Below are 24,168 nucleotides of genomic sequence, written 5' to 3'. Positions count from 1 at the left end.
AGCCTGAGCGCATGAGGAGCTAAATTCAGAGAACATCTATTTTTTACACTTTGTTATTCAAAACCAGCTGGCCATTTCCATCCAGTGGGATTTGCGTGCCGGGATCTTTATCCATGCGGATTTTGCCCTGCTGATCGCCAATTTTATACGTCACGTCATAACCCAGCATTTTCTCCGACTTGTCATAGACGGTTTTGCAGCGCTGCTGAGTGGTGGTGTAGGTATCGTTATCCTGCATCGCGCCCTGCACCTGGTTACCGGCATAGCCACCACCCAGCGCGCCGACCACGGTCGCCACATCCCTGCCCCGACCACCGCCAAACTGGTGACCAATCACGCCACCCGCTACCGCTCCCAGAACAGAACCGGCAATACGGTTTTCATCCTGTACCGGACGACGGTGAGTTACCGAGACGTTACGGCACTCCTGACGAGGGGTTTTCACGGTTTCTTTAATCGGCGTAGCAGAAACCACCTGAGCATACTGCGGGCCGCGATCTAATACGTTGAGACTGGCAACGGCAGCCACACCTAACGCAGCCGCAACACCAATCCCTATACCCGCCAACATTGATTTATTCACGGGACTTCCTCCTTTGTTGCTATTGGTAACAATTTTGCAATGGAGGCACGACCTCGCCAATCAGATAAAGGATCAAAAAAGCGGCATTACGAGGGGGGAGCGTCGATTTAGGAGAACTCTTAAGCACTCAAACTGTGATCTGCAGCATGAAATGCTAAAAACTCCCTCCGGAGAGCCCGGAGGGAGTGAAAGATTAGTGCAGCTTGAGACGCGGACGGATCACGCGGTTGATGCGGCCCACCAGCATCATCAGTCCGGTTTTGAAGTAGCCGTGCAGCGCAATCTGGTGCATACGGTACAGGGAGATATAAACGAAGCGGGCAATGCGCCCTTCTACCATCATCGAGCCACGCATCAGGTTACCCATCAGGCTGCCGACGGTTGAGAAGTTGGACAGCGATACCAGCGAACCGTGGTCTTTATAGACATACGCTTTCATTGGCTTACCTTTGGTCTGCGCCAGGATGTTGTGCAGCACCAGGCTTGCCATCTGGTGAGCGGCCTGAGCACGCGGCGGCACGAAGCCACCTTCAGGACGCGCGCAGGAAGCGCAGTCGCCAATAGCAAAGATGTCAGGGTCGCGGGTGGTTTGCAGCGTTGGCTCCGTCACCAGCTGGTTAATGCGGTTCGTTTCCAGGCCACCAATATCTTTCATGAAGTCAGGGGCTTTGATACCTGCCGCCCAGACCATCAGATCCGCTTTGATGTACTCGCCGTCTTTGGTGTGCAGACCGCCTTCGTCAGCGCTGGTCACCATGGTCTGTGTCAGCACCCGCACGCCCAGTTTGGTCAGTTCATTGTGCGCCGCGCCGGAAATACGCGGTGGCAGCGCAGGCAGAATGCGTTCACCCGCTTCAACCAGCGTCACGTTCAGCGCTTCGTTGGTTAACCCTTTATAGCCGTAGCTGTGCAGCTGCTTCACCGCATTGTGCAGCTCAGCAGACAGCTCAACGCCCGTCGCACCGCCGCCGACAATGGCGATATTCACCTTGCCGTTCGCCCCCAGATTACTGGTGTACTTCAGGAACAGGTTCAGCATTTCCTGATGGAAACGACGCGCCTGGTGCGGGTTATCAAGGAAGATACAGTGCTCTTTCACGCCAGGCGTGTTGAAATCGTTAGAGGTACTGCCCAGCGCCATAACCAGCGTGTCATACGCCAGCTTGCGCTCCGGGACCAGCAGCTCCCCTTTTTCATCGCGCAGTTCTGCCAGAGTAATGGTTTTGCTTTCACGGTTGATGTCCACCACCGATCCCAGCTGGAACTGGAAGTGATGGTTGCGCGCGTGTGCCAGATAGCTCAGTGCGTCCACACCCTCATCCAGAGAGCCGGTCGCCACTTCGTGCAGCAACGGTTTCCACAGGTGACTGTGGTTACGATCCACCAGCGTAATTTTGGCTTTTTTACCGCGACCCAGTTTCTTGCCCAGCTGTGTCGCCAGCTCCAGCCCGCCAGCACCACCGCCTACAATCACTATCTTTTTCAATGGCGTAGTCAACGTGACCCCCTCAAATTATTAACCAATTGTTAATTAAAAGTTATAAAAATAACCCTTAATTAACAACAGGTTACAGCACTGAAACCATTCAGGTGAATTGAGAATAACACGTCAGGCGCATTGGTCATACCAAAATTGATATGCATCAAGTTTTGATGGCTTAAAAGTAGACAATTCTGGTCAAAAAGAAAGCCCGGTACGCTTTCGCATCCGGGCTTCTGGATCTGCTGACAGGGCTTAACCCAGCGTTTTAAACGCTTTGATACGCTGCAGGTGCGGAGAGATGTTCTTAAACTTGTGGGTCTGTTCTTCGTCCCAGACGATCTCATAGTAATGATGCAGCAGTTCTGCAGCCCGGTGGCTGTTGAGTGCCTCATCGTTACGCGACAGGATCACCAGGCAGCGGTCACGGTTTTTCTCCCGAAAATTGCTGACGCACTTGGTCGCAATATCGACATACTCTTCCGGGCGGTCAATCTTGCCTTCCATGTTCTCGTTCGGGAAAAGGTTAGGATTAAATACCACCTGGCGGATGTCGCACAGGAAGCCAATCCGCTCTGCCCAGTAGCCGCCCAGCCCTACGCCACAGATCAACGGACGATCGTCGACGTTAAGCTGCAGCATCTTGTCCACTTCTTTAAGCAGATGCTGCATATCATGCTTCGGATGGCGCGTGCTGTAGCTGATCAACCGTACATCCGGATCGATAAACTGCAGCTGCAGCACCTTCTCATGATTACCAGGACTGTTTGAGTCAAAACCGTGTAAATAGATGATCATCGTCTTCTCACCATGCTACGCCTTCCGGGAGGGTTTACAGGCTGGCTTTATGTGCCTGCCAGCGCTCGTTCAGGTCTTCAAGCCGGGCGTTGACCGTCTTCCAGCGCGCCGAATCCATCAGCTCCTGACGGCTAAATGAACCTTTATGATACAATTGTGTAACACGCTCTGCATTGATCGGCGACAGGTTATCCAGCACGCTAACCGCACCTTTACGATTATTGCAGACCAGGATCATATCGCAACCTGCATCCAGCGAGGCCTGACCGCGTTCAGCATAGCTGCCCATGATCGCCGCCCCTTCCATCGATAAATCGTCAGAGAAGATCACACCATTGAAGCCCAGCTCCTGGCGCAAAACGGTTTTCAGCCAGTGCGGAGAGCCGCTGGCAGGACGCGGATCTACGTCGCTGTAAATCACATGCGCCGGCATGATGGCGTCCAGCTTGTTATCGGTGATAAGCGAGCGGAACACCGACATGTCTTTGGCGCGAATTTCCGCTTCCGGGCGCGGATCGCGCGGGGTCTCTTTGTGGGAATCCGCCGTTACCGCCCCATGCCCCGGGAAGTGTTTCCCGGTGGTTTTCATCCCTGCAGCGTGCATGCCGTCGATGAAGCGGGTTGCCATTGCCAGCGCAACACGCGGATCTTCATGGTATGAACGCTCGCCAATGGCGGCGCTGATATGCCCCACGTCCAGTACCGGGGCAAAACTGATGTCGATATCCATGGCAATCATCTCGCTGGCCATCAGCCAGCCGGCCTCCTGCGCCAGTTTCCCGCCCTCTTCCGTACCGAGCAGTGCGGCAAAAGACTGGGCCGCCGGCAGACGGGTAAATCCTTCGCGAAAACGCTGCACGCGTCCGCCTTCCTGATCCACGGCCACCACCAGATGGTTGCGCGATGCGGCGCGGATCTGACGCACCAGCTCACGCAACTGAGCCGGATCGTGATAGTTGCGGGTAAACAGGATCAGGCCCCCCACCAGCGGATGCGCCAGAATTTCACGCTCCTCCGCATCCAGCTCAAACCCTTCTACATCCAACATGACTGGACCCACATCCACCTCTCTTATCCTTTAGTTTGTAACTGACGCCAGGCATTGTCTGCCAGCGCAATAAAATGTTTGTCTCTGGACTGCTGGTAGCGCATTTCAAACCAGCCGGCCATTAATATGACGACCCAGGGTCGCCAGCGTCTGACCTGACGCTTCAGCGCGTCGACGTCAATCTGTGCCAGCCTGGCGTAGTCCCTGATGAGCGCCTGCCGCGCGGCGTCGCTTTCCGTCCAGACCGCCGCCAGCTCCAGCGCCACATCGCCATCTCCGGCATATTCCCAGTCGATCAGCCGGATCCCCGCCGGTGTATGCACAATATTTCCGGGATGAACATCCATGTGCAACGGCGAGAGCCGAATCGGCTGTGGCTCGCCCGTTTTACGCAGCCGTTTGAGCTGTGCCAGCCACGCCGGGCTGCGTCTCTCCGGCAGGGCTTGCTGCCAGTAATGTTCGAGCAAGGGAAATAACGTGATTCGCCATCCCAGACGGGGTTGCCGGTGCAAATGATACAGCATCGCCGCAAGCTGCGGCGTGTCCGGCAGCGCGCTTTTAACCTCGCCTTCCAGATACTCAACGGCCATCCATCCCTGTCTGAAAAAACGGGGAGCGGGTACCAGATCTGACGGAAGACGTCTCAGGGCACGAAACTGACGACGAAAATGGGAGGCAGGCGCGAAAGGATCGTGATTTTGCCGCAGGACCAGGCGTTGCTCACCCTGCGCAATAATGCAACTCGCGCCGCCAAGCCCGGAGTGGGCCTGCGGCGCGATAAGGCGATACTGCGGAAAATAGCGTGTCAGGATCTCGTCACGCGTGCTGTCATTGTTGCGTAACCGCACCTTTACCTGACCAGATGATTTCGCCTGTCTGAACCAGCATCAGCTGCATCTGCAGGGCTGGCGTGTTCACGTTGCCGGTGGCGTTAGAGTACAGCACATACTGTGCGCCCACGTTACGGGCAATACCGATCGCCTTGCTACGTGTGCCGAGGCTGTCCTGTGGCGACAGGCCAAGCTGCTGTTTGGCTACCGCGAGCTGCTGGGCGGAAACCAGCGTAAACTTACCGTTGTTTGCCAGCGCATTGCGCAGGGTTTCCGTCGCTTCGCCCGCGTTCAGAGAACCGTTGGTACGGTTGTTCACGCTATCGACCAGCAACACGCTACCTGCGGTCACACCCTGTGCCTGCAGCATTTTGCCCACCATCGGCTGCATTGCCCCGTTCCAGTCGTAATGGCGCACGCGCGGCGTGGGCTGCGACGTCTGGTCAGGATGTTCAATTGGCCCCGGCTGCGCCGGAATAGACGGTACAGACGGCACGGTTGGCTGCGGCTGCGTTGGCTGCGTTGGCTGTTCCGTGCCCGGTTTAGCCTCTTCCACAGGCGCCGGCTGTTCAGTACGGGTCACACACCCTGCCAGGAACAGGGCAAAAGCGGTCACGAGCGCATAACGGCTCACATTTTTAATCAAGGTTCACCCCTCAGAGATAAAGATAAAGTCTCACTTTATGCGCACCCAGATAGTTGGCGCTGCCATAGAGCGTTACCGACGACCTTGCCGGAAGGGTAACGCTGCGCGCCGCCTCCAGCGGGTGCATTTCAAGACCTCTTGCGTCATACCAGAAAAAACGGTAGTGAACCGTTACTGGTTCATGTCTTTCATTAAAGAGCGTAGAGGAGGCAGACGAGTTGATTTCACTGATGGTCAGCGCGGGTTGTTGCGCGGTAATGCCCGCAGCAAGCACAGAGGATTCCATCACCAGCGTCTGCTCATCATTCACGGGGATCGCCGGGCGCGAACTGCACCCCACGATCGTCATCGTCATTATCAGCGCTGCAATACGCCCTTTAAACATGTCAAAGACCTTTATGTGCCAGCATCGGCCCCAGAGGACGTCCACCCAGCAGATGCATATGAATATGATAAACTTCCTGGCCGCCATGACGGTTGCAGTTCATGATCAGTCGATAACCGTCTTCAGCAATGCCTTCCTGTTCAGCGATTTTCGCGGCCACCGTCAGCATACGACCTAACGCCACTTCGTGCTCGGTTTTTACGTCGTTTACGGTCGGAATCAGAATATTAGGAATGATAAGGATGTGCGTCGGTGCCTGAGGGGAAATGTCCCGGAAAGCCGTCACCAGTTCATCCTGATAGACGATATCCGACGGAATTTCGCGACGGATAATTTTACTGAAAATCGTTTCTTCAGCCATGACCTTTTCCTTTTTTGTTTAATCTGGCGCGAGCAATCGCTGTTAACACACGCTCTGATTGAGTGCGTGACACAATTCAAGAGTATGAGCGAGTTTCTCCTGTCCTTTCAACCTCCTCCCCCGATTTCTTTCCTGAATGTTCATCAGCTGAACGAAGAGTGACCGTTAAAGCATGCGGGTGCGTTTTTTTAAGACAGAAATAAAAAAGGCAGCCATTCGGCTGCCTTAGTCTCCCCAGGTCACAACTTAGCTGTTGCGGATGTACTCATCCATTTCGGTTTTCAGGTTATCGGATTTGGTACCGAAGATTGCCTGTACACCGGAACCTGCAACAACCACACCGGCTGCGCCCAGTTTTTTCAGACCCGGTTGGTCTACTTTCGCGACGTCGGCCACGCTCACACGCAGACGAGTGATGCACGCGTCCAGGTTAGTGATGTTCTCTTTACCGCCGAACGCGGCAACCAGTGCCGGAGCCATTTCGCTGGTTGCACCCGCTTTGCTGTCTTCTGTCGCATCTTCACGGCCTGGGGTTTTCAGGTCCAGTGCTTTGATCAGCACGCGGAAGATGGTGTAGTACACAACGGCGTAGCACGCACCCACGATTGGGAACAGCCACAGTTTGCTGCTGTTACCGGACAGAACGATGAAGTCGATCAGACCGTGAGAGAAGGACGTACCGTCACGCATACCCAGCAGGATACAGATTGGGAATGCCAGACCTGCCAGAATCGCGTGAATCACGTACAGGATCGGCGCAACGAACATGAAGGAGAACTCGATCGGCTCGGTGATACCGGTCAGGAACGAGGTCAGCGCTGCGGAGATCATGATACCGCCCACTTTTGCACGGTTCTCTGGTTTAGCAGAGTGCCAGATAGCGATTGCCGCTGCTGGCAGGCCGTACATTTTGAACAGGAAGCCACCAGACAGTTTACCTGCAGTTGGGTCGCCCGCCATGTAACGTGGGATATCGCCGTGGAACACCTGGCCTGCGGCATTGGTGAATTCACCAATCTGCATCTGGAATGGAACGTTCCAGATGTGGTGCAGACCGAATGGCACCAGGCAACGCTCGATGAAGCCGTAGATACCAAACGCCACAACCGGGTTCTGGTAAGCAGCCCACTGAGAGAAGGTCTGGATAGCGGAACCGATTGGTGGCCAGATGAAGGACAGGATCACGCCAGTGAAAATCGCTGCCAGACCAGAAATGATCGGAACGAAACGCTTGCCCGCGAAGAAGCCCAGATACTCAGGCAGCTTGATGCGATAGAAGCGGTTAAACATATACGCTGCAATCGCACCGGAGATGATACCGCCCAGAACACCGGTGTCCGCCAGGTGTTTCGCGGCAATCTCTTCTGCCGGTAAATGCAGAACCAGCGGCGCAACCACAGCCATGGTTTTCACCATGATGCCGTAAGCCACCACTGCAGCCAGCGCAGATACGCCGTCGTTATTGGTGAAGCCCAGAGCCACACCGATCGCGAAGATCAGTGGCATGTTAGCAAAGACAGAACCGCCTGCTTCGGCCATCACGTGGGAAACTACGGCTGGCAGCCAGCTGAAGTTAGCAGAACCGACACCCAGCAGGATACCTGCGATAGGCAGTACGGATACTGGCAGCATCAGCGATTTACCGACCTTTTGCAGGTTAGCAAATGCATTCTTAAACATAATTGAGAGTGCTCCTGAGTATTTGTGCTTTTTTTACGCTTTCACGCATTGGCCCGGGGGGAGTACCGTGCCGTGGACAGGACATCTAAGCGCCCTTTATTTATTACACAGAGTAAAATAATTCCCTCTGAGTTTGTTTGACGGCTATCACGTTTCAGCTTAAGGCGGTCGAAAAACTTTCAGTTATTTACAAAAAGCATGTCCGGATGTGTCTAAAAACACCCTCACCGCCCCAAATGAGGCGGTGAACTTTACTCGTTTTATTTATTAATTACGAGCCTAAAAAAAACAGGTGTATCAGACAGATTGCAGGCGGGCGGGGTCGATATGGAACAGCGTAGAGAAGTTTTCCGTGGTGACGCGAGCCAGCTCTTCAATACTGACACCTTTAAGCACGGCCATGTACTCCGCAACATCTCTCGTCATCGCCGGTTGGTTCTCTTTACCGCGATGCGGTACCGGTGCCAGATAAGGAGAGTCTGTTTCCACCAGAATGCGATCGAGCGGAACATAACGCGCAGCATCACGAAGTTGCTCAGCGTTACGGAACGTGACGATCCCGGAAAACGAAATATAAAACCCCAAATCAAGCAGTTTACCCGCCGTTTCTCTGTCTTCTGTGAAACAGTGTAGTACGCCCCCGCAATCCGTCACGTTTTCTTCCCGCAGGATCGCCAGCGTATCGGCACGCGCATCGCGGGTATGCACAATAACCGGTTTGTTAAGCTCGCGGCCGATGCGGATATGATGGCGGAAAGACTCCTGCTGGCGCGGTTTCGTTTCCGGCGTGTAAAAATAGTCCAGCCCGGTCTCACCCATCGCCACCACGCCCTCTTCCGCGGCCAGTCGGCGCAGATCCTCGACGTCATACGCCTCATCCTGATTCAACGGATGAGCGCCGCAGGAAAACACCACGTTATCGCGAACGCCTACCAGCTCGCGCATCGTGCGATAACCCGGCAGCGTCGTCGCCACCGCAAGGCAAAATTTCACATCGCGGGCCGCGGCTTTCGCCAGCACGTCATCCACGTTTTTATGCAGGGATTGATAATCCAGGCCATCAAGATGGCAGTGTGAGTCGACTAAAAACATAATGTCTCTCTCAGAGATGGGAAACAGGCGGTGTGACGCCGGGTTGCAGGTAATGTTCAATGCGCAGTAACTGGTCGGTCAGTAAAAGCTCGCGATTAAGCCCAGTAACGGTTAAAAGCTGTTCACGACTCTGACAAATGTCATGGAGCATCGCGTGAAGAACCGCACCAGAGAGGCGGTTCGCCAGCGTATTCACCAGTGTCCATGCATCCGGGTTGGTCAGCAGCGTTGCCCCTTGCTGGATTTTTAGCGCATCCAGCAGTAAGGCAGCCAGCCAGTGCAGACGCTCGGCGGCCTGGTCGCTGTTGAGCACCGGCAATACGCTTAGCCAGTCACCGCTGTGAAGCGAAGACTCGACGGCCCGGCAGAGCGCTTCGCGCTGTGACCAGACGTCCGGCTGCAGTATGGCCAGTGCCGCCGCCGGAGCTCCGCTGCTCAGGCGCAAGGCGGACAGCGCACTTTCAGGTGACGTTGTCACTTCTCGCTCCAGCCAGCTCAGCGCCCATGATTCCTGAGGCACCGCGAGGTGATGAAGACGGCAGCGGCTGCGCAACGTCGCCAGCAATCGTCCCGGATCGCGGCACGAGAGGAAAAACCATGTTTTTTCCGGCGGCTCTTCAAGGGTCTTAAGCAGCGCATTAGCCGCCGCCTCGGTCAGCTGGGTGGCGTCTTTAAGCCAGACGACTTTAGCGCCGCCCAGACGCGCGTGTTCGTACAATTTTTCACTGACTTCACGCACGGCATCAATACCCAGTGCGCTCTTGCCCTTCTCAGGCTCAAGCGTGTAGTAGTCAGGATGTGTGCCCGCCTGCATCAGCTGACATCCACGGCACTTGCCGCAGCTTTTGTGCCCTTCCGGCTGCTGACACATCAGAAAACGGGTGATGGCATAAATTAGCGCCTCATCCCCCATCCCTGGCAATGCCTGAATCAGTAACGCATGATGCCCCCGCCCCGCCTGATAGCTGCCGATCAGCTGTTCAAAGTGCGGACGCAACCATGGATACCATTTCATGCCTGCTGCTCCTGTACCCACTGTGTAACGGTCTGCTGAATATCGCGCGTGACGTCATCCAGCGACTGCGTCGCATCGATGGTACGAATAGCGCTGTCCTGTTCCGCCAGCTCAAGATAGCGTGCACGGGTGCGGTTAAAGAAATCAAAGGACTCTTGTTCAATGCGGTCCAGCTCGCCGCGCGCGCGCGCGCGTTTGAGCCCCACTTCCGGCGTAACGTCCAGATAGAGGGTCAGGTCGGGGCGAAAATCACCCAATACGGCATTACGCAGCGTTGCCAGCATTGTCTGGTCAATACCGCGTCCCCCGCCCTGATACGCCTGAGTAGACAGATCGTGGCGATCGCCAATAACCCACTTACCCTCGGCCAGCGCGGGCTTAATCACCGTCTCAACCAGCTGTACGCGCGCCGCGTAGAACATCAGCACTTCCGCTTTGTCAGTGATAACTTCGTCGCCAACGGATTTAATGTCCAGTACCAGGCTGCGCAGCTTCTCGGCCAGCAGCGTACCACCCGGCTCACGGGTAAATACCATGTCCGTCACGCCAAGCGTCTTGAGCGTATCCACCACCACGTTGCGGGCAGTGGTTTTACCTGCCCCTTCGAGTCCCTCAATGACAATGTATTTACTGCGCATTTTTTTCCTTAAGTGCCTTCAGATAGTCCTGGACGGAACGATTATGACTGGCAAGGTTGGTGTTAAAGGTGTGCCCCCCTTTTCCATCCGCCACAAAATAGAGATACGGTGTTTTAGCCGGGTGCGCGGCTGCCCTGAGCGACGCCTCGCTCGGCGTGGCAATCGGGCCAGGCGGTAAACCACTAATCACATACGTATTATACGCCGTGGGTGTCTCGAGATCTTTTCTGGAAATTTTGCCGGTATAACTCTCACCCATGCCGTAGATAACGGTAGGGTCGGTTTGCAGACGCATGCCGATACGCAGACGGTTGATAAAGACAGACGCCACCCGATCCCGCTCAGCGGCGACGGCCGTCTCCTTTTCAATGATTGACGCCATCGTTACAAACTGGTTCCGATCGTTGTAAGGCAGCCCTTCCATTCGCCCTTCCCAGGCGGCATCGACCGCTGCGACCATTTTTTTATGCGCCCGCTTCAGAATCGCCACGTCGGTTGTACCGGCGGTATACATCCAGGTGTCTGGCCAGAACCAGCCTTCCACCCATTCCGGATGCTCTAATTTCAGCGCCTCGGCCACCGTCTGATAGCGATCGTCTTTTAACGTGTGTTTGATATACGGCGCGTCGCGCAGTTGTTTGAGGTAATCGCTCAGGCGCATCCCCTCCACAAACCGCAGGGGGAACTGCGCTTCTTTACCGCTTTCCAGCAACTGCATCATCTCCCTGACGGTCATTCCCGGCGTGAAGCGATAGGTACCGGCTTTGAAATGAGACAGGTCAGGCTCCACGCGTAATAGCCACTGGAAAACGCGCGGACGATTGATAATCTTGTCGCTATAGAGCTGTTCCCCAAGCGCCTGGCGGCCCGTCCCCGCTTTCAGGGTGAAGATTGTCTCGTCTTTAATCAGGATTTTACTGTTCGCCAGCTGGCGAACTTTCCACACGCCTGCTCCGCCAGCGATACCCAGCGCAACGATCAGGAGAAGGACAAAGCGCAACATTTTTTTCATGACTATCTGGTTTGCTCACATATCGGGGCTAGAAACTGAAACAGCTCGCGCGAGACCCAGCGGTGTTGGCCATACGCACGGACCGGTACAACAGGCATCAGCGCATTACATATGATGACTTCATCTGCGGTCTGTAGCGCTGCTTCGCCTGCGCTCACTTCGACAACGCGAAAGCCGGAGTGTGCCAGCTGCTGCAAACAAAACTGACGCATAATACCGTTCACCCCCGCCTGTTCCAGTGACGGCGTGAAAACATCATTCCCCTGCCGCCAGAATAAATTAGCCGCACAGCATTCCGTAATGACGCCTTCGCTGTCAAGAACCAGCGCCTCATCGGCGTCCGTCTGCTCAAGATGAGTACGAATCAACACCTGCTCCAGGCGATTGAGATGCTTAATGCCGGCGAGCATGGCGTTTCGTCCCAGCCGCAGGGGACTCAACGTCAGGGTGACGCCCTCTTCTCGCCAGCGAGCGTAATGCACGGGATAAGCAGACGTGGAGAGGATACGCGTTGGGTTAAGGCACGACGCGGCACTGTACCCCCGGCCACCACTGCCACGGCTGATGATAACTTTAAGTACGCCGCTCTGCTTCCCGGATGCCAGCTGGCACATTTCCTGACACAATGTATCCCACTGCGTAAAGGGGATCAGTAACGTTTCGCAGGCCGTTTGCAGACGACGAAGGTGGGCATCAAGCAGGCATACGTCACCATCGGCAATGCGCGCCGTGGTAAAGCAACCATCACCAAACTGCGTCGCCCTGTCGCTGGCAGGCAGCGTGTCCTGCTCAAGGCCATTGATTAAAAACATGGTGGCTCCTTATGCGTGGGCGTTTAGTCTGGCAGGATGTTATGCAGCCGACAAGAAGATTAGCCTTAATAAAAAAGGTCCGGCAAGCGGACCTTTTTTAGGGCTATCGAGAGTCTGGATCAGATCTTTTTGAAGATCAGAGAACCATTCGTACCGCCGAAGCCAAAGGAGTTACACAGGGTGTACTCCATACCACTAACCTGGCGCGCTTCATGAGGAACGAAGTCCAGGTCGCAACCTTCATCCGGGTTATCCAGGTTGATGGTTGGCGGAACAGCCTGATCGCGCAGCGCAAGGATAGAGTAGATAGATTCTACTGCACCCGCCGCACCCAACAGGTGACCGGTCATGGATTTGGTAGAACTCACCAGTACGCGGCTGGCAGACTCGCCGAAGATAGACTTAACCGCCTGCGCTTCTGCTTTATCACCTGCTGGTGTTGACGTCCCGTGCGCGTTAACGTAGCCAATCTGAGCTGGAGTAATACCCGCATCACGGATTGCGTTTTCCATCGCCAGCGCAGCACCCGCGCCGTTCTCCGGAGGAGACGTCATATGGTAAGCGTCGCTACTCATACCAAAGCCAACGACTTCAGCATAAATTTTCGCACCACGTTTTTTCGCGTGTTCGTACTCTTCCAGCACGAGCATACCTGCACCGTCGCCCAGCACGAAACCGTCACGGTCTTTATCCCACGGACGGCTTGCCGCCTGAGGATTATCGTTGCGGGTAGACAGCGCACGCGCGGCACCGAAGCCACCCACGCCGAGCGGGGTACTGGCTTTTTCAGCGCCGCCCGCCACCATAGCATCTGCATCGCCGTACGCAATAATGCGCGCGGCCTGGCCGATGTTATGCACGCCAGACGTACATGCGGTCGCAATAGAGATGCTTGGCCCACGCAGGCCGAACATGATGGTCAGGTGACCCGCCACCATATTAACAATCGTGGACGGAACGAAGAACGGGCTGATTTTACGCGGTCCGCCATTCATCAGAGATGTATGGTTTTCCTCAATCAGGCCAAGACCGCCAATCCCGGAGCCGATAGCGGCGCCGATACGGGTTGCGTTCTCTTCCGTAATCTCAAGGCCAGAATCCTGCATGGCCTGAACGCCAGCGACAATTCCATATTGAATGAAGGCATCCATCTTGCGCTGTTCTTTGCGCGAGATGATCTCTTCACAGTTAAAATCCTTTACTAAGCCAGCAAATTTCGTTGCATAGGCGCTAGTATCGAAATGGTCGATTAGGCTGATGCCGCTCTGACCGGCAAGGAGAGCTTTCCAGGTGGACTCTACGGTATTGCCGACAGGAGACAACATGCCAAGTCCGGTCACAACTACACGACGCTTAGACACGTTTGTCCTCCAGGGAGGGATAAAAAAAGAGATTCGTGGGACTAAAAAAGATAAAACTCAGGCGGTCGAATGACCGCCTGGAGATGTTCACTTACGCCTGGTGACCGTTGATGTAATCAATGGCAGCCTGAACGGTGGTGATCTTCTCAGCTTCTTCGTCCGGAATCTCAGTATCAAACTCTTCTTCCAGAGCCATTACCAGCTCAACGGTGTCAAGAGAATCTGCGCCCAGGTCTTCAACGAAGGAAGCGGAGTTCACAACTTCTTCCTGCTTAACGCCCAGCTGTTCGCCGATAATTTTCTTAACGCGTTCTTCGATAGTGCTCATACTCTTAAATTTCCTATCAAAACTCGCTTTCGCGATGGTTTTCGTAGTGTATAAAATGTTGAAAAATTTGCAACTAAATCCCGGCAGTTCGTACCACGATTTTACGTTATTTTGAGGCCTTTTACCCAAATAACGCAAATTTTTTTATCGTGGTTAAACCATATACATCCCGCCGTTGACGTGGAGGGTCTCACCAGTGATGTAACCCGCTTCGTCAGAGGCTAAAAATGCAACCGCACTGGCAATTTCTTTCGGGTCGCCTAAGCGGCCCGCAGGAACAGCTGCCAGCGTACCCGCACGCTGCTCATCAGTCAGCGCACGCGTCATGTCCGTTTCAATAAAGCCCGGAGCAACAACGTTTACAGTAATACCGCGGGACGCGACTTCACGCGCCAGCGACTTACTGAAACCAATCAGACCTGCTTTCGCCGCAGCGTAGTTAGCCTGACCAGCATTTCCCATGGTACCAACCACAGAACCGACAGTGATAATACGACCATGACGCTTTTTCATCATAGCGCGCATTACCGCTTTTGACAGACGGAATACAGATGACAGGTTGGTTTCGATGATATCGTTCCACTCGTCGTCTTTCATTCGCATTAACAGGTTATCACGGGTGATCCCGGCATTGTTTACCAGAATATCCACTTCGCCAAACTCTGCGCGAATATTTTCCAGAACAGATTCGATAGATGCAGGCTCGGTCACATTCAGTACCAGACCTTTACCGTTCGCACCCAGATATTCGCTGATACTCTTCGCACCATTCTCGCTGGTTGCTGTACCAATCACCTTCGCGCCGCGCGCAACCAGTGTTTCAGCAATCGCACGCCCGATACCGCGGCTAGCCCCAGTCACCAGGGCGATTTTTCCTTCAAAACTCATGGTATTCCTCTTTTATTGCGAGAGTGCCGCTGACATCGCTTCCGGCTCGTTAATCGCCGAGGCAGTCAGGGTGTCAACAATACGTTTAGTCAGACCGGTGAGGACTTTCCCTGGGCCAACTTCATACAGATGCTCAACGCCCTCCGCTGCCATAAACTCAACGGTTTTGGTCCACTGTACCGGGCTGTAGAGCTGGCGAACCAGCGCGTCACGGATAGCTTCCGGCGAAGTTTCGCATTTCACGTCGACGTTATTCACAACGGAAATCGTCGGTGCGTTAAACGTAATTTTTTCCAGCTCGACCGCCAGTTTTTCGGCAGCAGGTTTCATCAGCGCACAGTGTGACGGCACGCTAACAGGCAGCGGCAGCGCACGTTTGGCACCCGCCGCTTTACAGGCCGCACCAGCACGTTCAACCGCTTCTTTATGACCGGCGATAACGACCTGGCCCGGCGAGTTGAAGTTAACCGGAGAAACCACCTGGCCTTCAGCGGATTCTTCGCACGCTTTTGCAATCGCGGCATCATCCAGACCGATGATGGCAGACATACCGCCCGTGCCTTCTGGCACCGCTTCCTGCATGAATTTTCCGCGCAGTTCCACCAGACGTACCGCGTCAGCAAACGCGATCACACCGGCACAGACCAGCGCAGAGTATTCACCCAGGCTATGGCCCGCGAGCAGCGCTGGCGCTTTACCACCCTGCTGCTGCCAGACACGCCACAACGCAACGGACGCGGTCAGCAGTGCTGGCTGGGTCTGCCAGGTTTTGTTCAGTTCTTCGGCCGGCCCCTGCTGGGTCAGCGCCCACAAATCATAACCCAGTGCATCGGAAGCTTCACGGAAAGTCTCTTCAATTACCGGATAGTTTGCTGCCATTTCAGACAACATCCCAACGGTTTGAGAGCCCTGCCCCGGGAACACAAAAGCAAATTGCGTCATTTTTTATTCCTTATCCTAGAAACGAACCAGCGCGGAACCCCAGGTGAACCCGCCACCGAAGGCTTCAAGCAAGACCAACTGGCCCCGTTTGATTCGCCCGTCGCGTACCGCTTCGTCAAATGCGCACGGTACTGACGCCGCAGAGGTGTTGCCGTGGCGATCCAGCGTCACCACGACGTTATCCATCGACATGCCCAGCTTTTTCGCGGTCGCGCTGATGATACGCAGGTTCGCCTGGTGCGGCACCAGCCAGTCGAGTGCAGTGCGTTCCAGGTTATTGGCTTCCAGCGTCTCATCAACAATGTGCGCAAGCTCAGTCACCGCCACCTTGAACACCTCATTACCTGCCATGGTCAGGTAAATGGCATTGTCTGGATTAACGCGATCGGCGTTAGGCAGTGTCAGCAGCTCACCGTAGCTTCCGTCAGCATGCAGATGCGTGGAGATAATGCCCGGCTCTTCGGACTGGCCCAGCAGCACCGCACCTGCACCATCACCAAAAATAATGATCGTTCCGCGATCGGTCGGATCGCAGGTACGCGCCAGCACGTCAGCACCGATCACCAGCGCATATTTGACGGCACCGGACTTAACATACTGATCGGCAACGCTCAGTGCATAGGTAAAACCTGCGCACGCGGCAGCGACGTCAAACGCCGGACAGCCCTTAATGCCGAGCATATTTTGCACCTGGCACGCCGCGCTTGGGAAAGCGTGTGTGGCAGACGTCGTGGCGACCACGATCAAACCAATCTGTTCTTTATCAATGCCCGCCATCTCGATAGCACGCTGTGCGGCTTCGTAACCCATGGTCGACACGGTTTCGTCTGGCGCGGCAATACGACGTTCACGGATACCTGTGCGCGTGACAATCCACTCGTCAGACGTATCTACCATTTTTTCCAGATCGGCGTTGGTACGCACTTGTTTTGGCAGGTAGCTGCCGGTACCTAAAATCTTCGTATACATGTACGCTCAGTCACTTTTAGCTAATACAGATTCCAGGCGAGCGGCAATCCGCTGAGGGACTTGTCGCTGCACCGCCTGCACTGCCTGTTCAATCGCGACAGCAAATGCTCGCTGATTGGCGGCGCCATGACTCTTAATCACGATGCCGCGCAATCCTAACAGACAGGCGCCATTATACTGGTCGGGGTTGAGGTGACTGAATCGCCGCGTCAGGCTTTTTTGTAACCAACGCTTTAATAAAATCAACCACCAGGCGCTTTTTTTGCCTTCTCCCTGCGATTTCAGCAGAGAAAGAAACATACGCACCACCCCTTCCATGGTCTTCAACGTGACGTTTCCGGTGAAACCATCGCACACCAGAACATCCGTTTTACCCGTCAACAACTCATTGGCTTCGAGATAACCAATATAGTTGATGGAGGGAACCTGTTTGAGCAATTCAGCCGCATCGCGAATGCTGTCCAGGCCTTTGGTCTCTTCTTCACCAATGTTCAGTAACGCAACACGGGGGGTATTAATCCCGACCACTTCTTCTGCCAGCACCGAACCCATTACGGCAAACTGAGCCAGCATTGTACTATCACAGTCGACGTTAGCGCCCAGGTCGAGCACCACCGTCTTACCCTTCTGTTGATGCGGTAACACCGTCACCAGCGCCGGGCGCTCAATGCCCTCAATAGGCTTGAGCAATAATTTCGACAGCCCCATCAGCGCGCCGGTATTTCCCGCACTGACGCAGGCCTGAGCGCGCCCTTCTTTCACCAGCTCCAGCGCGATGCGCATAGAACTTCCACGGCTATTACGAATAGCCTGAGAGGGCCGGGCATCACTGGCAATAACTGACTGCGCAGGAATAATCTGCAGACGCGAACGTTGTTCAAAGTCAGCTTTTGCAAGTAATGGCGTGATTGTGTCGGGATTACCGACTAAAAGAAGAGTGAGTTGCGAATTAGAATTCAGTGCCTGCAATGCTGCAGGCACTGTCACGGAAGGGCCGAAATCTCCCCCCATGACATCTAACGCCAGGGTTAGACGTGTCAAGGTATCGTCGCAGCCTGGTTCGGTAAGTTCCCCGTTTGCACGGGGAGCTCCTCACTAAGCCTAATCACGCTGACGCGTGATTACTTAGTGATAACCTTGCGGCCGCGGTAGAAACCGTCAGCGGTGATGTGGTGACGCAGGTGTTTCTCACCAGAAGTCTTGTCAACAGACAGGCTGGTAACTGCAGTCAGCGCGTCATGGGAACGACGCATGCCACGTTTGGAACGGGTTGGTTTATTCTGTTGTACGGCCATGGACCTTACTCCTTAATTACTTACGCTTTAAGCTGGCTAATACGGCAAATGGGTTTGGTTTTTGCGCTTCATCAGGCAGTTCCCCAAAGACCATGTCCGCCTCGGACACTTCACAGTGTTCAGAATCATGCACCGGAACCACTGGCAAGGAGAGGATGATTTCATCTTCAACCAGAGCCAGAAGATCGATTTCACCGAATTCGTTAACCTCAATCGGCTCATACGCTTCCGGGAGTGCTTCAGCCTGTTCGTCAGAACGAACCGGACTGAAACAATACGTTGTGTGAACATGCTGTACAAACGGTTTCCCGCAACGCTGGCACTCGAGCGTTACCGTCACCTTTGCATCACCGGTTAAAACGGCGAGACGCTGGTTGTCGATAGCGAACGACATGGAGCATTCTACATCACTGTCCACACTGACTACGGATTCGGCAATACGCTCAGCCTGATCGGAAGTATAAATACCTTCGTAATCGAGGCGTTTTTGAGCCGTACGAACCGGATCAAGAGTCAGGGGTAATTTTACCTTTTGCATAGGGCGCGCATATTAACTTTGTAACGTCATAGAGTCAAAGAAAAAGGCAACCTGGGCTGCCTTTTGCCAATTATTCGCACACATTGCGGCCTGTAGTTTAAAATGGCTGGCATCGATACGCTATATCTGGTGATAAAAATATGCCAAATCTCGTTCTCGCGTCCACCTCTCCCTACCGCCGAATGTTGCTGGAAAAGCTCGGGATCCCGTTTGAATGTGCCGCGCCAGAGGTTGATGAGACGCCACAACCGGGCGAGTCACCGCGTCATCTGGTGACGCGTCTGGCGAAAGAGAAAGCGCAATCGCTGGCCGCACGTTACCCTTCGCATTTGATTATAGGCTCCGATCAGGTTTGTGTACTGGACGGCGCAATTACCGGCAAGCCGCACACCGAGGAGAAAGCCTGTCAGCAATTACTGCAGGCGCGCGGCAATATCGTCACTTTTTATACGGGCCTGGCGCTCTATAACTCCGCCTCTGGTCACCTGCAAACAGAATGCGAGCCCTTCGACGTTCACTTCCGCCACCTCAGTGAGCAAGAAATTGAGGATTATGTGCGACGGGAGCGCCCGCTCAACTGTGCGGGTAGCTTTAAAAGTGAAGGGTTGGGGATTGCGCTGTTTGACAAGCTGGAAGGCCGGGATCCCAACACGCTGGTGGGATTGCCGCTGATTGCCTTGTGTCAGATGTTGAGGCGAGAAGCGTGTAATCCACTGACAATGTGATCTTCGCCGGGTGGCGCTACGCTTACCCGCCCTACAAAACCGTAGGCCCGTGCAAGCGTAGCGCCGCCGGGCAAAATCAGCCGCGCAGCACTTTCAGACAGCGTTTTAACTGCTCATCCAGCGGCGCTTCAATACGGATGATTTCACCCGTATGAGGATGGGTAAACTTCAGCGCTGCCGCATGCAGGAACAGACGCGACAGCCCCGTGCCCGCCAGCTGCTTATCAAATTCGCGATCGCCATAGCGGTCATCAAACGCAATCGGATGGCCTGCAAACTGCGTATGCACGCGGATCTGGTGGGTACGTCCGGTCACCGGGCTGCAGCGCACCAGCGTGGCAAACTCATAGCGCTCTTCCACCTTAAAACGCGTCTCAGAAGGTTTGCCTTCCTGGCTCACGCGGACAATACGTTCGCCGCTTTGCAGAATGTTCTTCAGCAGCGGCGCCTGCACCACTTTCACATGGGACTGCCACTGACCGCGCACCAGCGCCAGATAGTCTTTCTGCATGCCCTTTTCGCGCAGCTGCTCATGCAACGCGCGCAGAGCTGACCGCTTCTTCGCCACCAGCAGTACGCCGGAGGTGTCACGGTCAAGTCGGTGGACCAGTTCAAGGAAACGCGCTTCCGGACGCAGGGCACGCAGCCCTTCAATCACGCCGAAGCTCAAACCGCTCCCGCCATGCACCGCCGTTCCGGACGGCTTATTGAGCACCAGAATGTGGTCATCTTCGTAGAGGATCACATCACTCAGGGCCGCCACTTTCTGCAGCTTCGGCGACACAACCTCTTCTTCGCGTTCAGCAACGCGCACCGGTGGAATGCGCACTTCGTCACCGGCTTCGAGCTTGTACTCAGGCTTGACGCGTTTTTTGTTAACCCGCACCTCGCCCTTGCGCAGGATGCGGTAAATCATACTCTTTGGCACGCCTTTCAGCTGAGTGCGCAAAAAGTTATCGATACGTTGCCCCGCTTCGTCTTCGGCGATGGCAACCATTTTTACGGCTGGAGTCTCTGTTTTCATGGTGGGCGATTCTAAATATCGTCAGCCATTAGCGCCACTCATTTTTCTATGCTTATATTTACTTTTATCCGGCCTGCCCCCTGTTTCGCGCAATCGGTTTGGTGGTTATTAAACCAATCACCACCTTGAAGTGAAGAAACTGTGAGTAACCGGGTGATAATTGGTAAAAGTCATCTTGCTATAACCCGGCTAGCAGTGGAATAATGAAGCCGTTTTCCGCGTTAAATCCGGGTTTTGTAAGGATCTCGACGGAATGACCAATTTTGTCTGACCGATCATCCACGCAGCAATGGCGTAAGACGTATTGATCTTTCAGGCAGTTAGCGGGCTGCGGGTTGCAGTACTTCCCGGTATAAGGATTGTTCTCTGGAGAGTTCTACCCAGGCAATTCCCCTGATAATTGCGCTGTGTTTCCGTATGAAACACAGGCAACCGACACTCTGCGCCTCTTAAGCGAGCGACAACCGTGAGGTTGGCGACGTGAATAGACACGAGGCCATCGGTTCATACCCCGGAAAGCGTCACCTTGCCCGCAGCTTTGTCGTCAATGTAAGAATAACGAGTAAGTTACGATGAAAAGAATGTTAATCAACGCAACTCAGCAAGAAGAGTTGCGTGTCGCCCTTGTGGATGGGCAGCGCCTGTACGATCTGGATATCGAAAGTCCTGGACACGAACAGAAAAAAGCGAACATTTACAAAGGTAAAATCACCCGCATTGAACCAAGCCTTGAAGCTGCATTTGTCGATTACGGTGCTGAGCGTCATGGTTTCCTCCCTCTGAAAGAAATCGCCCGCGAATATTTCCCTGCAAACTACAACGCCCATGGCCGCCCAAACATCAAAGATGTTCTGCGTGAAGGTCAGGAAGTTATCGTTCAGATTGATAAAGAAGAGCGTGGCAACAAAGGTGCCGCACTGACCACCTTTATCAGCCTGGCAGGGAGCTATCTGGTTCTGATGCCTAACAACCCGCGTGCGGGTGGCATCTCTCGCCGTATCGAAGGTGATGACCGTACCGAGCTGAAAGAAGCGCTGGCAAGCCTGGAACTGCCTGATGGCATGGGGCTTATCGTGCGTACCGCAGGCGTAGGTAAATCTGCCGAAGCGTTGCAGTGGGATCTGAGCTTCCGACTGAAGCACTGGGAAGCTATCCAGAAAGCGGCGGAAAGCCGTCCTGCTCCGTTCCTGATCCACCAGGAAAGCAACGTCATCGTGCGTGCCTTCCGCGATTACCTGCGTCAGGATATCGGTGAGATTCTGATCGATAACCCGAAAGTGCTTGAGCTGGCGCGCCAGCACATCGCCGCGCTGGGCCGTCCGGATTTCACCAGCAAAATCAAACTGTACACCGGTGAAATCCCGCTGTTCAGCCACTATCAGATCGAATCCCAGATTGAGTCCGCCTTCCAGCGTGAAGTGCGTCTGCCATCCGGCGGTTCTATCGTTATCGATACCACTGAAGCGCTGACCGCTATCGACATTAACTCCGCGCGTGCGACGCGTGGTGGCGACATCGAAGAGACAGCCTTCAACACTAACCTTGAAGCCGCTGATGAAATCGCCCGCCAGCTCCGCCTGCGCGACCTGGGTGGTCTGATTGTCATCGACTTCATCGACATGACCCCTGTTCGCCACCAGCGCGCGGTAGAAAACCGTCTGCGCGAAGCGGTTCGTCAGGATCGTGCGCGTATCCAGATTAGCCATATTTCTCGCTTCGGCCTGCTGGAGATGTCCCGTCAGCGCCTTAGCCCGTCGCTGGGTGAGTCCAGCCATCACGTTTGTCCGCGCTGCTCCGGCACCGGTACCGTGCGTGATAACGAATCTCTGTCCCTCTCTATCCTGCGTCTGATTGAAGAAGAAGCGCTGAAAGAGAATACCAAAGAGGTTCACGCCATTGTTCCTGTGCCAATCGCCTCCTACCTGCTGAACGAAAAACGTGCCGCGGTCAGTGCCATTGAAGCGCGTCAGGGTGGCGTTCGCTGCATCATCGTGCCAAACGATCAGATGGAAACCCCGCACTATCACGTGCTGCGCGTCCGTAAAGGCGAAGAGACAACGACCCTCAGCTACCTGCTGCCGAAGCTGCATGAAGAAGAGATGGCTCTGCCTTCCGATGAAGAGCCGGCCGAGCGCAAACTGCCAGAGCAGCCTGCGTTAGCCACCTTTATCATGCCTGAAGCTCCGCCAGAAACGGCGCTGGAAAAACCGGCAGCGAAAGCCGCAACGCAGAAACCAGAGGCCGCAGCGGCGAAAGCCCAGCCTGCGCAGCCTGGCCTGCTGAGCCGCTTCTTCGGTGCGCTGAAGAAAATGTTTGCCGGCGAGGAAGTTCAGCCAGAGCAGCCGAAAGAAGAGCCGAAAGCCGCTAAACCTGAGCGTCAGCAGGACCGCCGCAAGCGTCAGAACAACCGCCGCGATCGTAATGACCGCAGCGACCGTAACGACCGTAGCGAACGTCGTGACAACCGCGCTGAGAATAACGAAGGCCGTGAGCAACGCGAAGACAACCGTCGTAACCGTCGCGAGAAACAACAGCAGAACGTTGACGATCGTGAAATTCGCCAGCAGGCGGGCGATGAGTCTGAGAAGAGCAAACAGCGTGACGACCAGCAGCCACGCCGTGAACGTAACCGTCGTCGTAACGACGAGAAGCGTCAGGCGCAGCAGGAAGTCAAAAACCTGAACCGCGAAGAGGCTGTTGAACAGCAGGACGGCGAGCAGGAAGAACGCACTCAGGTAATGCCGCGTCGTAAGCAGCGCCAGCTTACCCAAAAAGTGCGTTTCGCTTCCGAAGCCACCGAAGCGCCAGCAATCGCTGCGGAAACAAACGAGAGCGCAGCCGGTACGCAGCTGGCAAAAGTTGACCTGCCAGCGGTCGTGGACAACAACGTAGAGCAGGATGAAAACGGTGAAAACCGTGATAACGCCGGCATGCCACGTCGTTCGCGTCGTTCCCCACGTCATCTGCGCGTCAGCGGTCAGCGCCGTCGTCGCTATCGTGACGAGCGTTACCCGACCCAGTCGCCAATGCCGCTGACCATTGCCTGTGCATCGCCAGAAATGGCCTCCGGTAAGGTCTGGATCCGCTACCCGGTTGCTCGTCCGGAGCAGATTGTTGAAGAACAGCCGGTAACCGAAGAGGTGATTGCACCTGTCGCTGTCGCTGAAGAAGTGGTGGCTGAAGCTGCTACCGTGGTGGAACCGCAGGCTGTTGAAGCTGAAGCTCCGCAGGCGGTAGAAGTGGAAACCACGCATCCTGAAGTGATTGCCGCGCCGGTTGATGCCGCACCACAGCTGATTGCTGAAGAAGACACCGCCGTGGCTGAAAGCGTTGTGGAAGAAGCACAGCCTGCCGCCGCGGTTGAAGAAGCCGCAGAGGTTGTGGTCGAAACCGTCACTGAAGAAGTGGTTCAGGACGTAGAGATTGCCGTGGAACCTGTTCGTGAAGCCGAAGAAGCGAAAGCGCCTGAGGTGAAACCAGAGCCGGTTGTTTCTGCGCCAGCCGCTGCCCACGTGGCGACAGCACCGATGACGCGCGCGCCAGCGCCGGAATACGTGCCTGAAGCCCCGCGTCACAGTGACTGGGTACGCCCGGCGTTCAACTTCGACGGTAAAGGCGCTGCAGGTGGCCACAGTGCAACGCACCAGGCGACCGCCCCGGCAACGCGTCCACAGTCTGTCGAATAACGACGCTGAACGTAAAAAGCCGACCTCCGGGT

General features: G+C 55.0%; 25 protein-coding genes. 2 read left to right on the top strand and 23 right to left on the bottom strand.

Annotated features, from left to right (window positions below; all coding sequences use genetic code 11):
• Positions 1-43: 43 nt before the first annotated feature.
• The 22 genes from GM298_RS15615 to yceD all read right to left on the bottom strand — a co-directional run bounded on the left by GM298_RS15615 (position 44) and on the right by yceD (position 18,701).
• Positions 44-583, bottom strand: a complete 540-nt coding sequence (locus GM298_RS15615) for a glycine zipper 2TM domain-containing protein (protein ID WP_025758150.1) — start codon at positions 581-583, stop codon at positions 44-46.
• 193 nt (positions 584-776) lie between these two features.
• Positions 777-2,081, bottom strand: a complete 1,305-nt coding sequence (locus GM298_RS15610) for an NAD(P)/FAD-dependent oxidoreductase (RefSeq protein WP_025758149.1) — start codon at positions 2,079-2,081, stop codon at positions 777-779.
• A gap of 237 nt (positions 2,082-2,318) precedes the next feature.
• Complete coding sequence (ycfP, locus tag GM298_RS15605; RefSeq protein ID WP_008500781.1) at positions 2,319-2,861, bottom strand: alpha/beta hydrolase YcfP; 543 nt, start codon at positions 2,859-2,861, stop codon at positions 2,319-2,321.
• A 34-nt stretch (positions 2,862-2,895) separates the two neighbouring features.
• Entirely contained in the window at positions 2,896-3,921 is a 1,026-nt protein-coding gene (gene nagZ / locus GM298_RS15600; protein WP_095449564.1) for a beta-N-acetylhexosaminidase, read from the bottom strand.
• Between the two features lie 11 nt (positions 3,922-3,932).
• Positions 3,933-4,757, bottom strand: coding sequence for a thiamine kinase (gene thiK / locus GM298_RS15595; protein WP_266154456.1), 825 nt, complete (start codon positions 4,755-4,757; stop codon positions 3,933-3,935).
• Positions 4,738-5,385: a penicillin-binding protein activator LpoB gene (gene lpoB, locus GM298_RS15590; protein WP_025758146.1), complete on the bottom strand. Its 648-nt coding sequence runs from the start codon at positions 5,383-5,385 to the stop codon at positions 4,738-4,740. Before lpoB ends, thiK begins: the two co-directional genes overlap by 20 nt.
• Before the next feature lie 10 nt (positions 5,386-5,395).
• Positions 5,396-5,770 carry a YcfL family protein gene (locus GM298_RS15585; RefSeq protein WP_025758145.1) on the bottom strand — a complete coding sequence of 125 codons (375 nt, stop codon included), beginning with the start codon at positions 5,768-5,770 and terminating at the stop codon, positions 5,396-5,398.
• 1 nt (position 5,771) lies between these two features.
• On the bottom strand, positions 5,772-6,131 hold the full coding sequence (gene hinT, locus GM298_RS15580; RefSeq protein ID WP_006809243.1) for a purine nucleoside phosphoramidase: 360 nt from the start codon (positions 6,129-6,131) through the stop codon (positions 5,772-5,774).
• A gap of 246 nt (positions 6,132-6,377) precedes the next feature.
• A complete protein-coding gene (gene ptsG, locus GM298_RS15575) occupies positions 6,378-7,811 on the bottom strand; it encodes a PTS glucose transporter subunit IIBC (protein WP_014831454.1) in 1,434 nt (477 codons plus the stop codon).
• Between the two features lie 297 nt (positions 7,812-8,108).
• Positions 8,109-8,903: a metal-dependent hydrolase gene (locus GM298_RS15570; protein ID WP_266154454.1), complete on the bottom strand. Its 795-nt coding sequence runs from the start codon at positions 8,901-8,903 to the stop codon at positions 8,109-8,111.
• 10 nt (positions 8,904-8,913) lie between these two features.
• Positions 8,914-9,918, bottom strand: a complete 1,005-nt coding sequence (gene holB, locus GM298_RS15565) for a DNA polymerase III subunit delta' (protein ID WP_266154452.1) — start codon at positions 9,916-9,918, stop codon at positions 8,914-8,916.
• Positions 9,915-10,556 carry a dTMP kinase gene (gene tmk, locus GM298_RS15560; RefSeq protein WP_266154451.1) on the bottom strand — a complete coding sequence of 214 codons (642 nt, stop codon included), beginning with the start codon at positions 10,554-10,556 and terminating at the stop codon, positions 9,915-9,917. Before tmk ends, holB begins: the two co-directional genes overlap by 4 nt.
• A complete protein-coding gene (gene yceG / locus GM298_RS15555; RefSeq protein ID WP_045284993.1) occupies positions 10,546-11,568 on the bottom strand; it encodes a cell division protein YceG in 1,023 nt (340 codons plus the stop codon). The genes tmk and yceG overlap by 11 nt, the downstream gene beginning before the upstream one ends.
• A gap of 2 nt (positions 11,569-11,570) precedes the next feature.
• Entirely contained in the window at positions 11,571-12,380 is an 810-nt protein-coding gene (pabC, locus tag GM298_RS15550) for an aminodeoxychorismate lyase (protein ID WP_266154450.1), read from the bottom strand.
• A 119-nt stretch (positions 12,381-12,499) separates the two neighbouring features.
• Positions 12,500-13,741, bottom strand: a complete 1,242-nt coding sequence (fabF, locus tag GM298_RS15545; RefSeq protein WP_052685737.1) for a beta-ketoacyl-ACP synthase II — start codon at positions 13,739-13,741, stop codon at positions 12,500-12,502.
• A gap of 91 nt (positions 13,742-13,832) precedes the next feature.
• Positions 13,833-14,069, bottom strand: a complete 237-nt coding sequence (acpP, locus tag GM298_RS15540; protein ID WP_003857954.1) for an acyl carrier protein — start codon at positions 14,067-14,069, stop codon at positions 13,833-13,835.
• Positions 14,070-14,222: 153 nt separating this feature from the next.
• Positions 14,223-14,957, bottom strand: coding sequence for a 3-oxoacyl-ACP reductase FabG (gene fabG, locus GM298_RS15535; protein ID WP_025758135.1), 735 nt, complete (start codon positions 14,955-14,957; stop codon positions 14,223-14,225).
• A 12-nt stretch (positions 14,958-14,969) separates the two neighbouring features.
• On the bottom strand, positions 14,970-15,899 hold the full coding sequence (gene fabD, locus GM298_RS15530) for an ACP S-malonyltransferase (RefSeq protein WP_025758134.1): 930 nt from the start codon (positions 15,897-15,899) through the stop codon (positions 14,970-14,972).
• Between the two features lie 15 nt (positions 15,900-15,914).
• Positions 15,915-16,868, bottom strand: a complete 954-nt coding sequence (locus tag GM298_RS15525) for a beta-ketoacyl-ACP synthase III (protein ID WP_025758133.1) — start codon at positions 16,866-16,868, stop codon at positions 15,915-15,917.
• Positions 16,869-16,874: 6 nt separating this feature from the next.
• Positions 16,875-17,909, bottom strand: a complete 1,035-nt coding sequence (gene plsX, locus GM298_RS15520) for a phosphate acyltransferase PlsX (protein ID WP_025758132.1) — start codon at positions 17,907-17,909, stop codon at positions 16,875-16,877.
• 80 nt (positions 17,910-17,989) lie between these two features.
• On the bottom strand, positions 17,990-18,163 hold the full coding sequence (gene rpmF / locus GM298_RS15515; RefSeq protein ID WP_003857964.1) for a 50S ribosomal protein L32: 174 nt from the start codon (positions 18,161-18,163) through the stop codon (positions 17,990-17,992).
• Positions 18,164-18,179: 16 nt separating this feature from the next.
• Positions 18,180-18,701 carry a 23S rRNA accumulation protein YceD gene (gene yceD / locus GM298_RS15510; protein ID WP_021240759.1) on the bottom strand — a complete coding sequence of 174 codons (522 nt, stop codon included), beginning with the start codon at positions 18,699-18,701 and terminating at the stop codon, positions 18,180-18,182.
• 140 nt (positions 18,702-18,841) lie between these two features.
• Between yceD and GM298_RS15505 the strand changes: the two genes are divergently transcribed.
• Positions 18,842-19,426 (top strand): Maf family protein, encoded by a 585-nt coding sequence (locus GM298_RS15505; RefSeq protein WP_045284996.1) that lies wholly within the window; start codon positions 18,842-18,844, stop codon positions 19,424-19,426.
• Between the two features lie 76 nt (positions 19,427-19,502).
• On the opposite strand, the gene rluC is transcribed toward GM298_RS15505, so the two are convergent.
• Positions 19,503-20,450: a 23S rRNA pseudouridine(955/2504/2580) synthase RluC gene (gene rluC, locus GM298_RS15500; RefSeq protein ID WP_045284997.1), complete on the bottom strand. Its 948-nt coding sequence runs from the start codon at positions 20,448-20,450 to the stop codon at positions 19,503-19,505.
• A gap of 572 nt (positions 20,451-21,022) precedes the next feature.
• Between rluC and rne the strand changes: the two genes are divergently transcribed.
• Complete coding sequence (gene rne / locus GM298_RS15495; RefSeq protein WP_266154442.1) at positions 21,023-24,136, top strand: ribonuclease E; 3,114 nt, start codon at positions 21,023-21,025, stop codon at positions 24,134-24,136.
• Positions 24,137-24,168 lie beyond the last annotated feature (32 nt).

It is taken from the genome of Enterobacter sp. HSTU-ASh6 (assembly GCF_026319105.1).
Taxonomy (GTDB): domain Bacteria; phylum Pseudomonadota; class Gammaproteobacteria; order Enterobacterales; family Enterobacteriaceae; genus Enterobacter; species Enterobacter sichuanensis.
This window is presented reverse-complemented; position numbering and strand designations above follow the sequence as displayed.

Coding starts and splice junctions, on each gene's coding strand:
- ycfP (WP_008500781.1), bottom strand. CDS start 2,861: ATGATCATCTATTTACACGGTTTTGACTCAAACAGTCCTGGTAATCAT.
- GM298_RS15585 (WP_025758145.1), bottom strand. CDS start 5,770: ATGTTTAAAGGGCGTATTGCAGCGCTGATAATGACGATGACGATCGTG.
- hinT (WP_006809243.1), bottom strand. CDS start 6,131: ATGGCTGAAGAAACGATTTTCAGTAAAATTATCCGTCGCGAAATTCCG.
- ptsG (WP_014831454.1), bottom strand. CDS start 7,811: ATGTTTAAGAATGCATTTGCTAACCTGCAAAAGGTCGGTAAATCGCTG.
- GM298_RS15570 (WP_266154454.1), bottom strand. CDS start 8,903: ATGTTTTTAGTCGACTCACACTGCCATCTTGATGGCCTGGATTATCAA.
- holB (WP_266154452.1), bottom strand. CDS start 9,918: ATGAAATGGTATCCATGGTTGCGTCCGCACTTTGAACAGCTGATCGGC.
- tmk (WP_266154451.1), bottom strand. CDS start 10,556: ATGCGCAGTAAATACATTGTCATTGAGGGACTCGAAGGGGCAGGTAAA.
- yceG (WP_045284993.1), bottom strand. CDS start 11,568: ATGAAAAAAATGTTGCGCTTTGTCCTTCTCCTGATCGTTGCGCTGGGT.
- pabC (WP_266154450.1), bottom strand. CDS start 12,380: ATGTTTTTAATCAATGGCCTTGAGCAGGACACGCTGCCTGCCAGCGAC.
- acpP (WP_003857954.1), bottom strand. CDS start 14,069: ATGAGCACTATCGAAGAACGCGTTAAGAAAATTATCGGCGAACAGCTG.
- fabG (WP_025758135.1), bottom strand. CDS start 14,957: ATGAGTTTTGAAGGAAAAATCGCCCTGGTGACTGGGGCTAGCCGCGGT.
- fabD (WP_025758134.1), bottom strand. CDS start 15,899: ATGACGCAATTTGCTTTTGTGTTCCCGGGGCAGGGCTCTCAAACCGTT.
- GM298_RS15525 (WP_025758133.1), bottom strand. CDS start 16,868: ATGTATACGAAGATTTTAGGTACCGGCAGCTACCTGCCAAAACAAGTG.
- rpmF (WP_003857964.1), bottom strand. CDS start 18,163: ATGGCCGTACAACAGAATAAACCAACCCGTTCCAAACGTGGCATGCGT.
- yceD (WP_021240759.1), bottom strand. CDS start 18,701: ATGCAAAAGGTAAAATTACCCCTGACTCTTGATCCGGTTCGTACGGCT.
- GM298_RS15505 (WP_045284996.1), top strand. CDS start 18,842: ATGCCAAATCTCGTTCTCGCGTCCACCTCTCCCTACCGCCGAATGTTG.
- rluC (WP_045284997.1), bottom strand. CDS start 20,450: ATGAAAACAGAGACTCCAGCCGTAAAAATGGTTGCCATCGCCGAAGAC.
- rne (WP_266154442.1), top strand. CDS start 21,023: ATGAAAAGAATGTTAATCAACGCAACTCAGCAAGAAGAGTTGCGTGTC.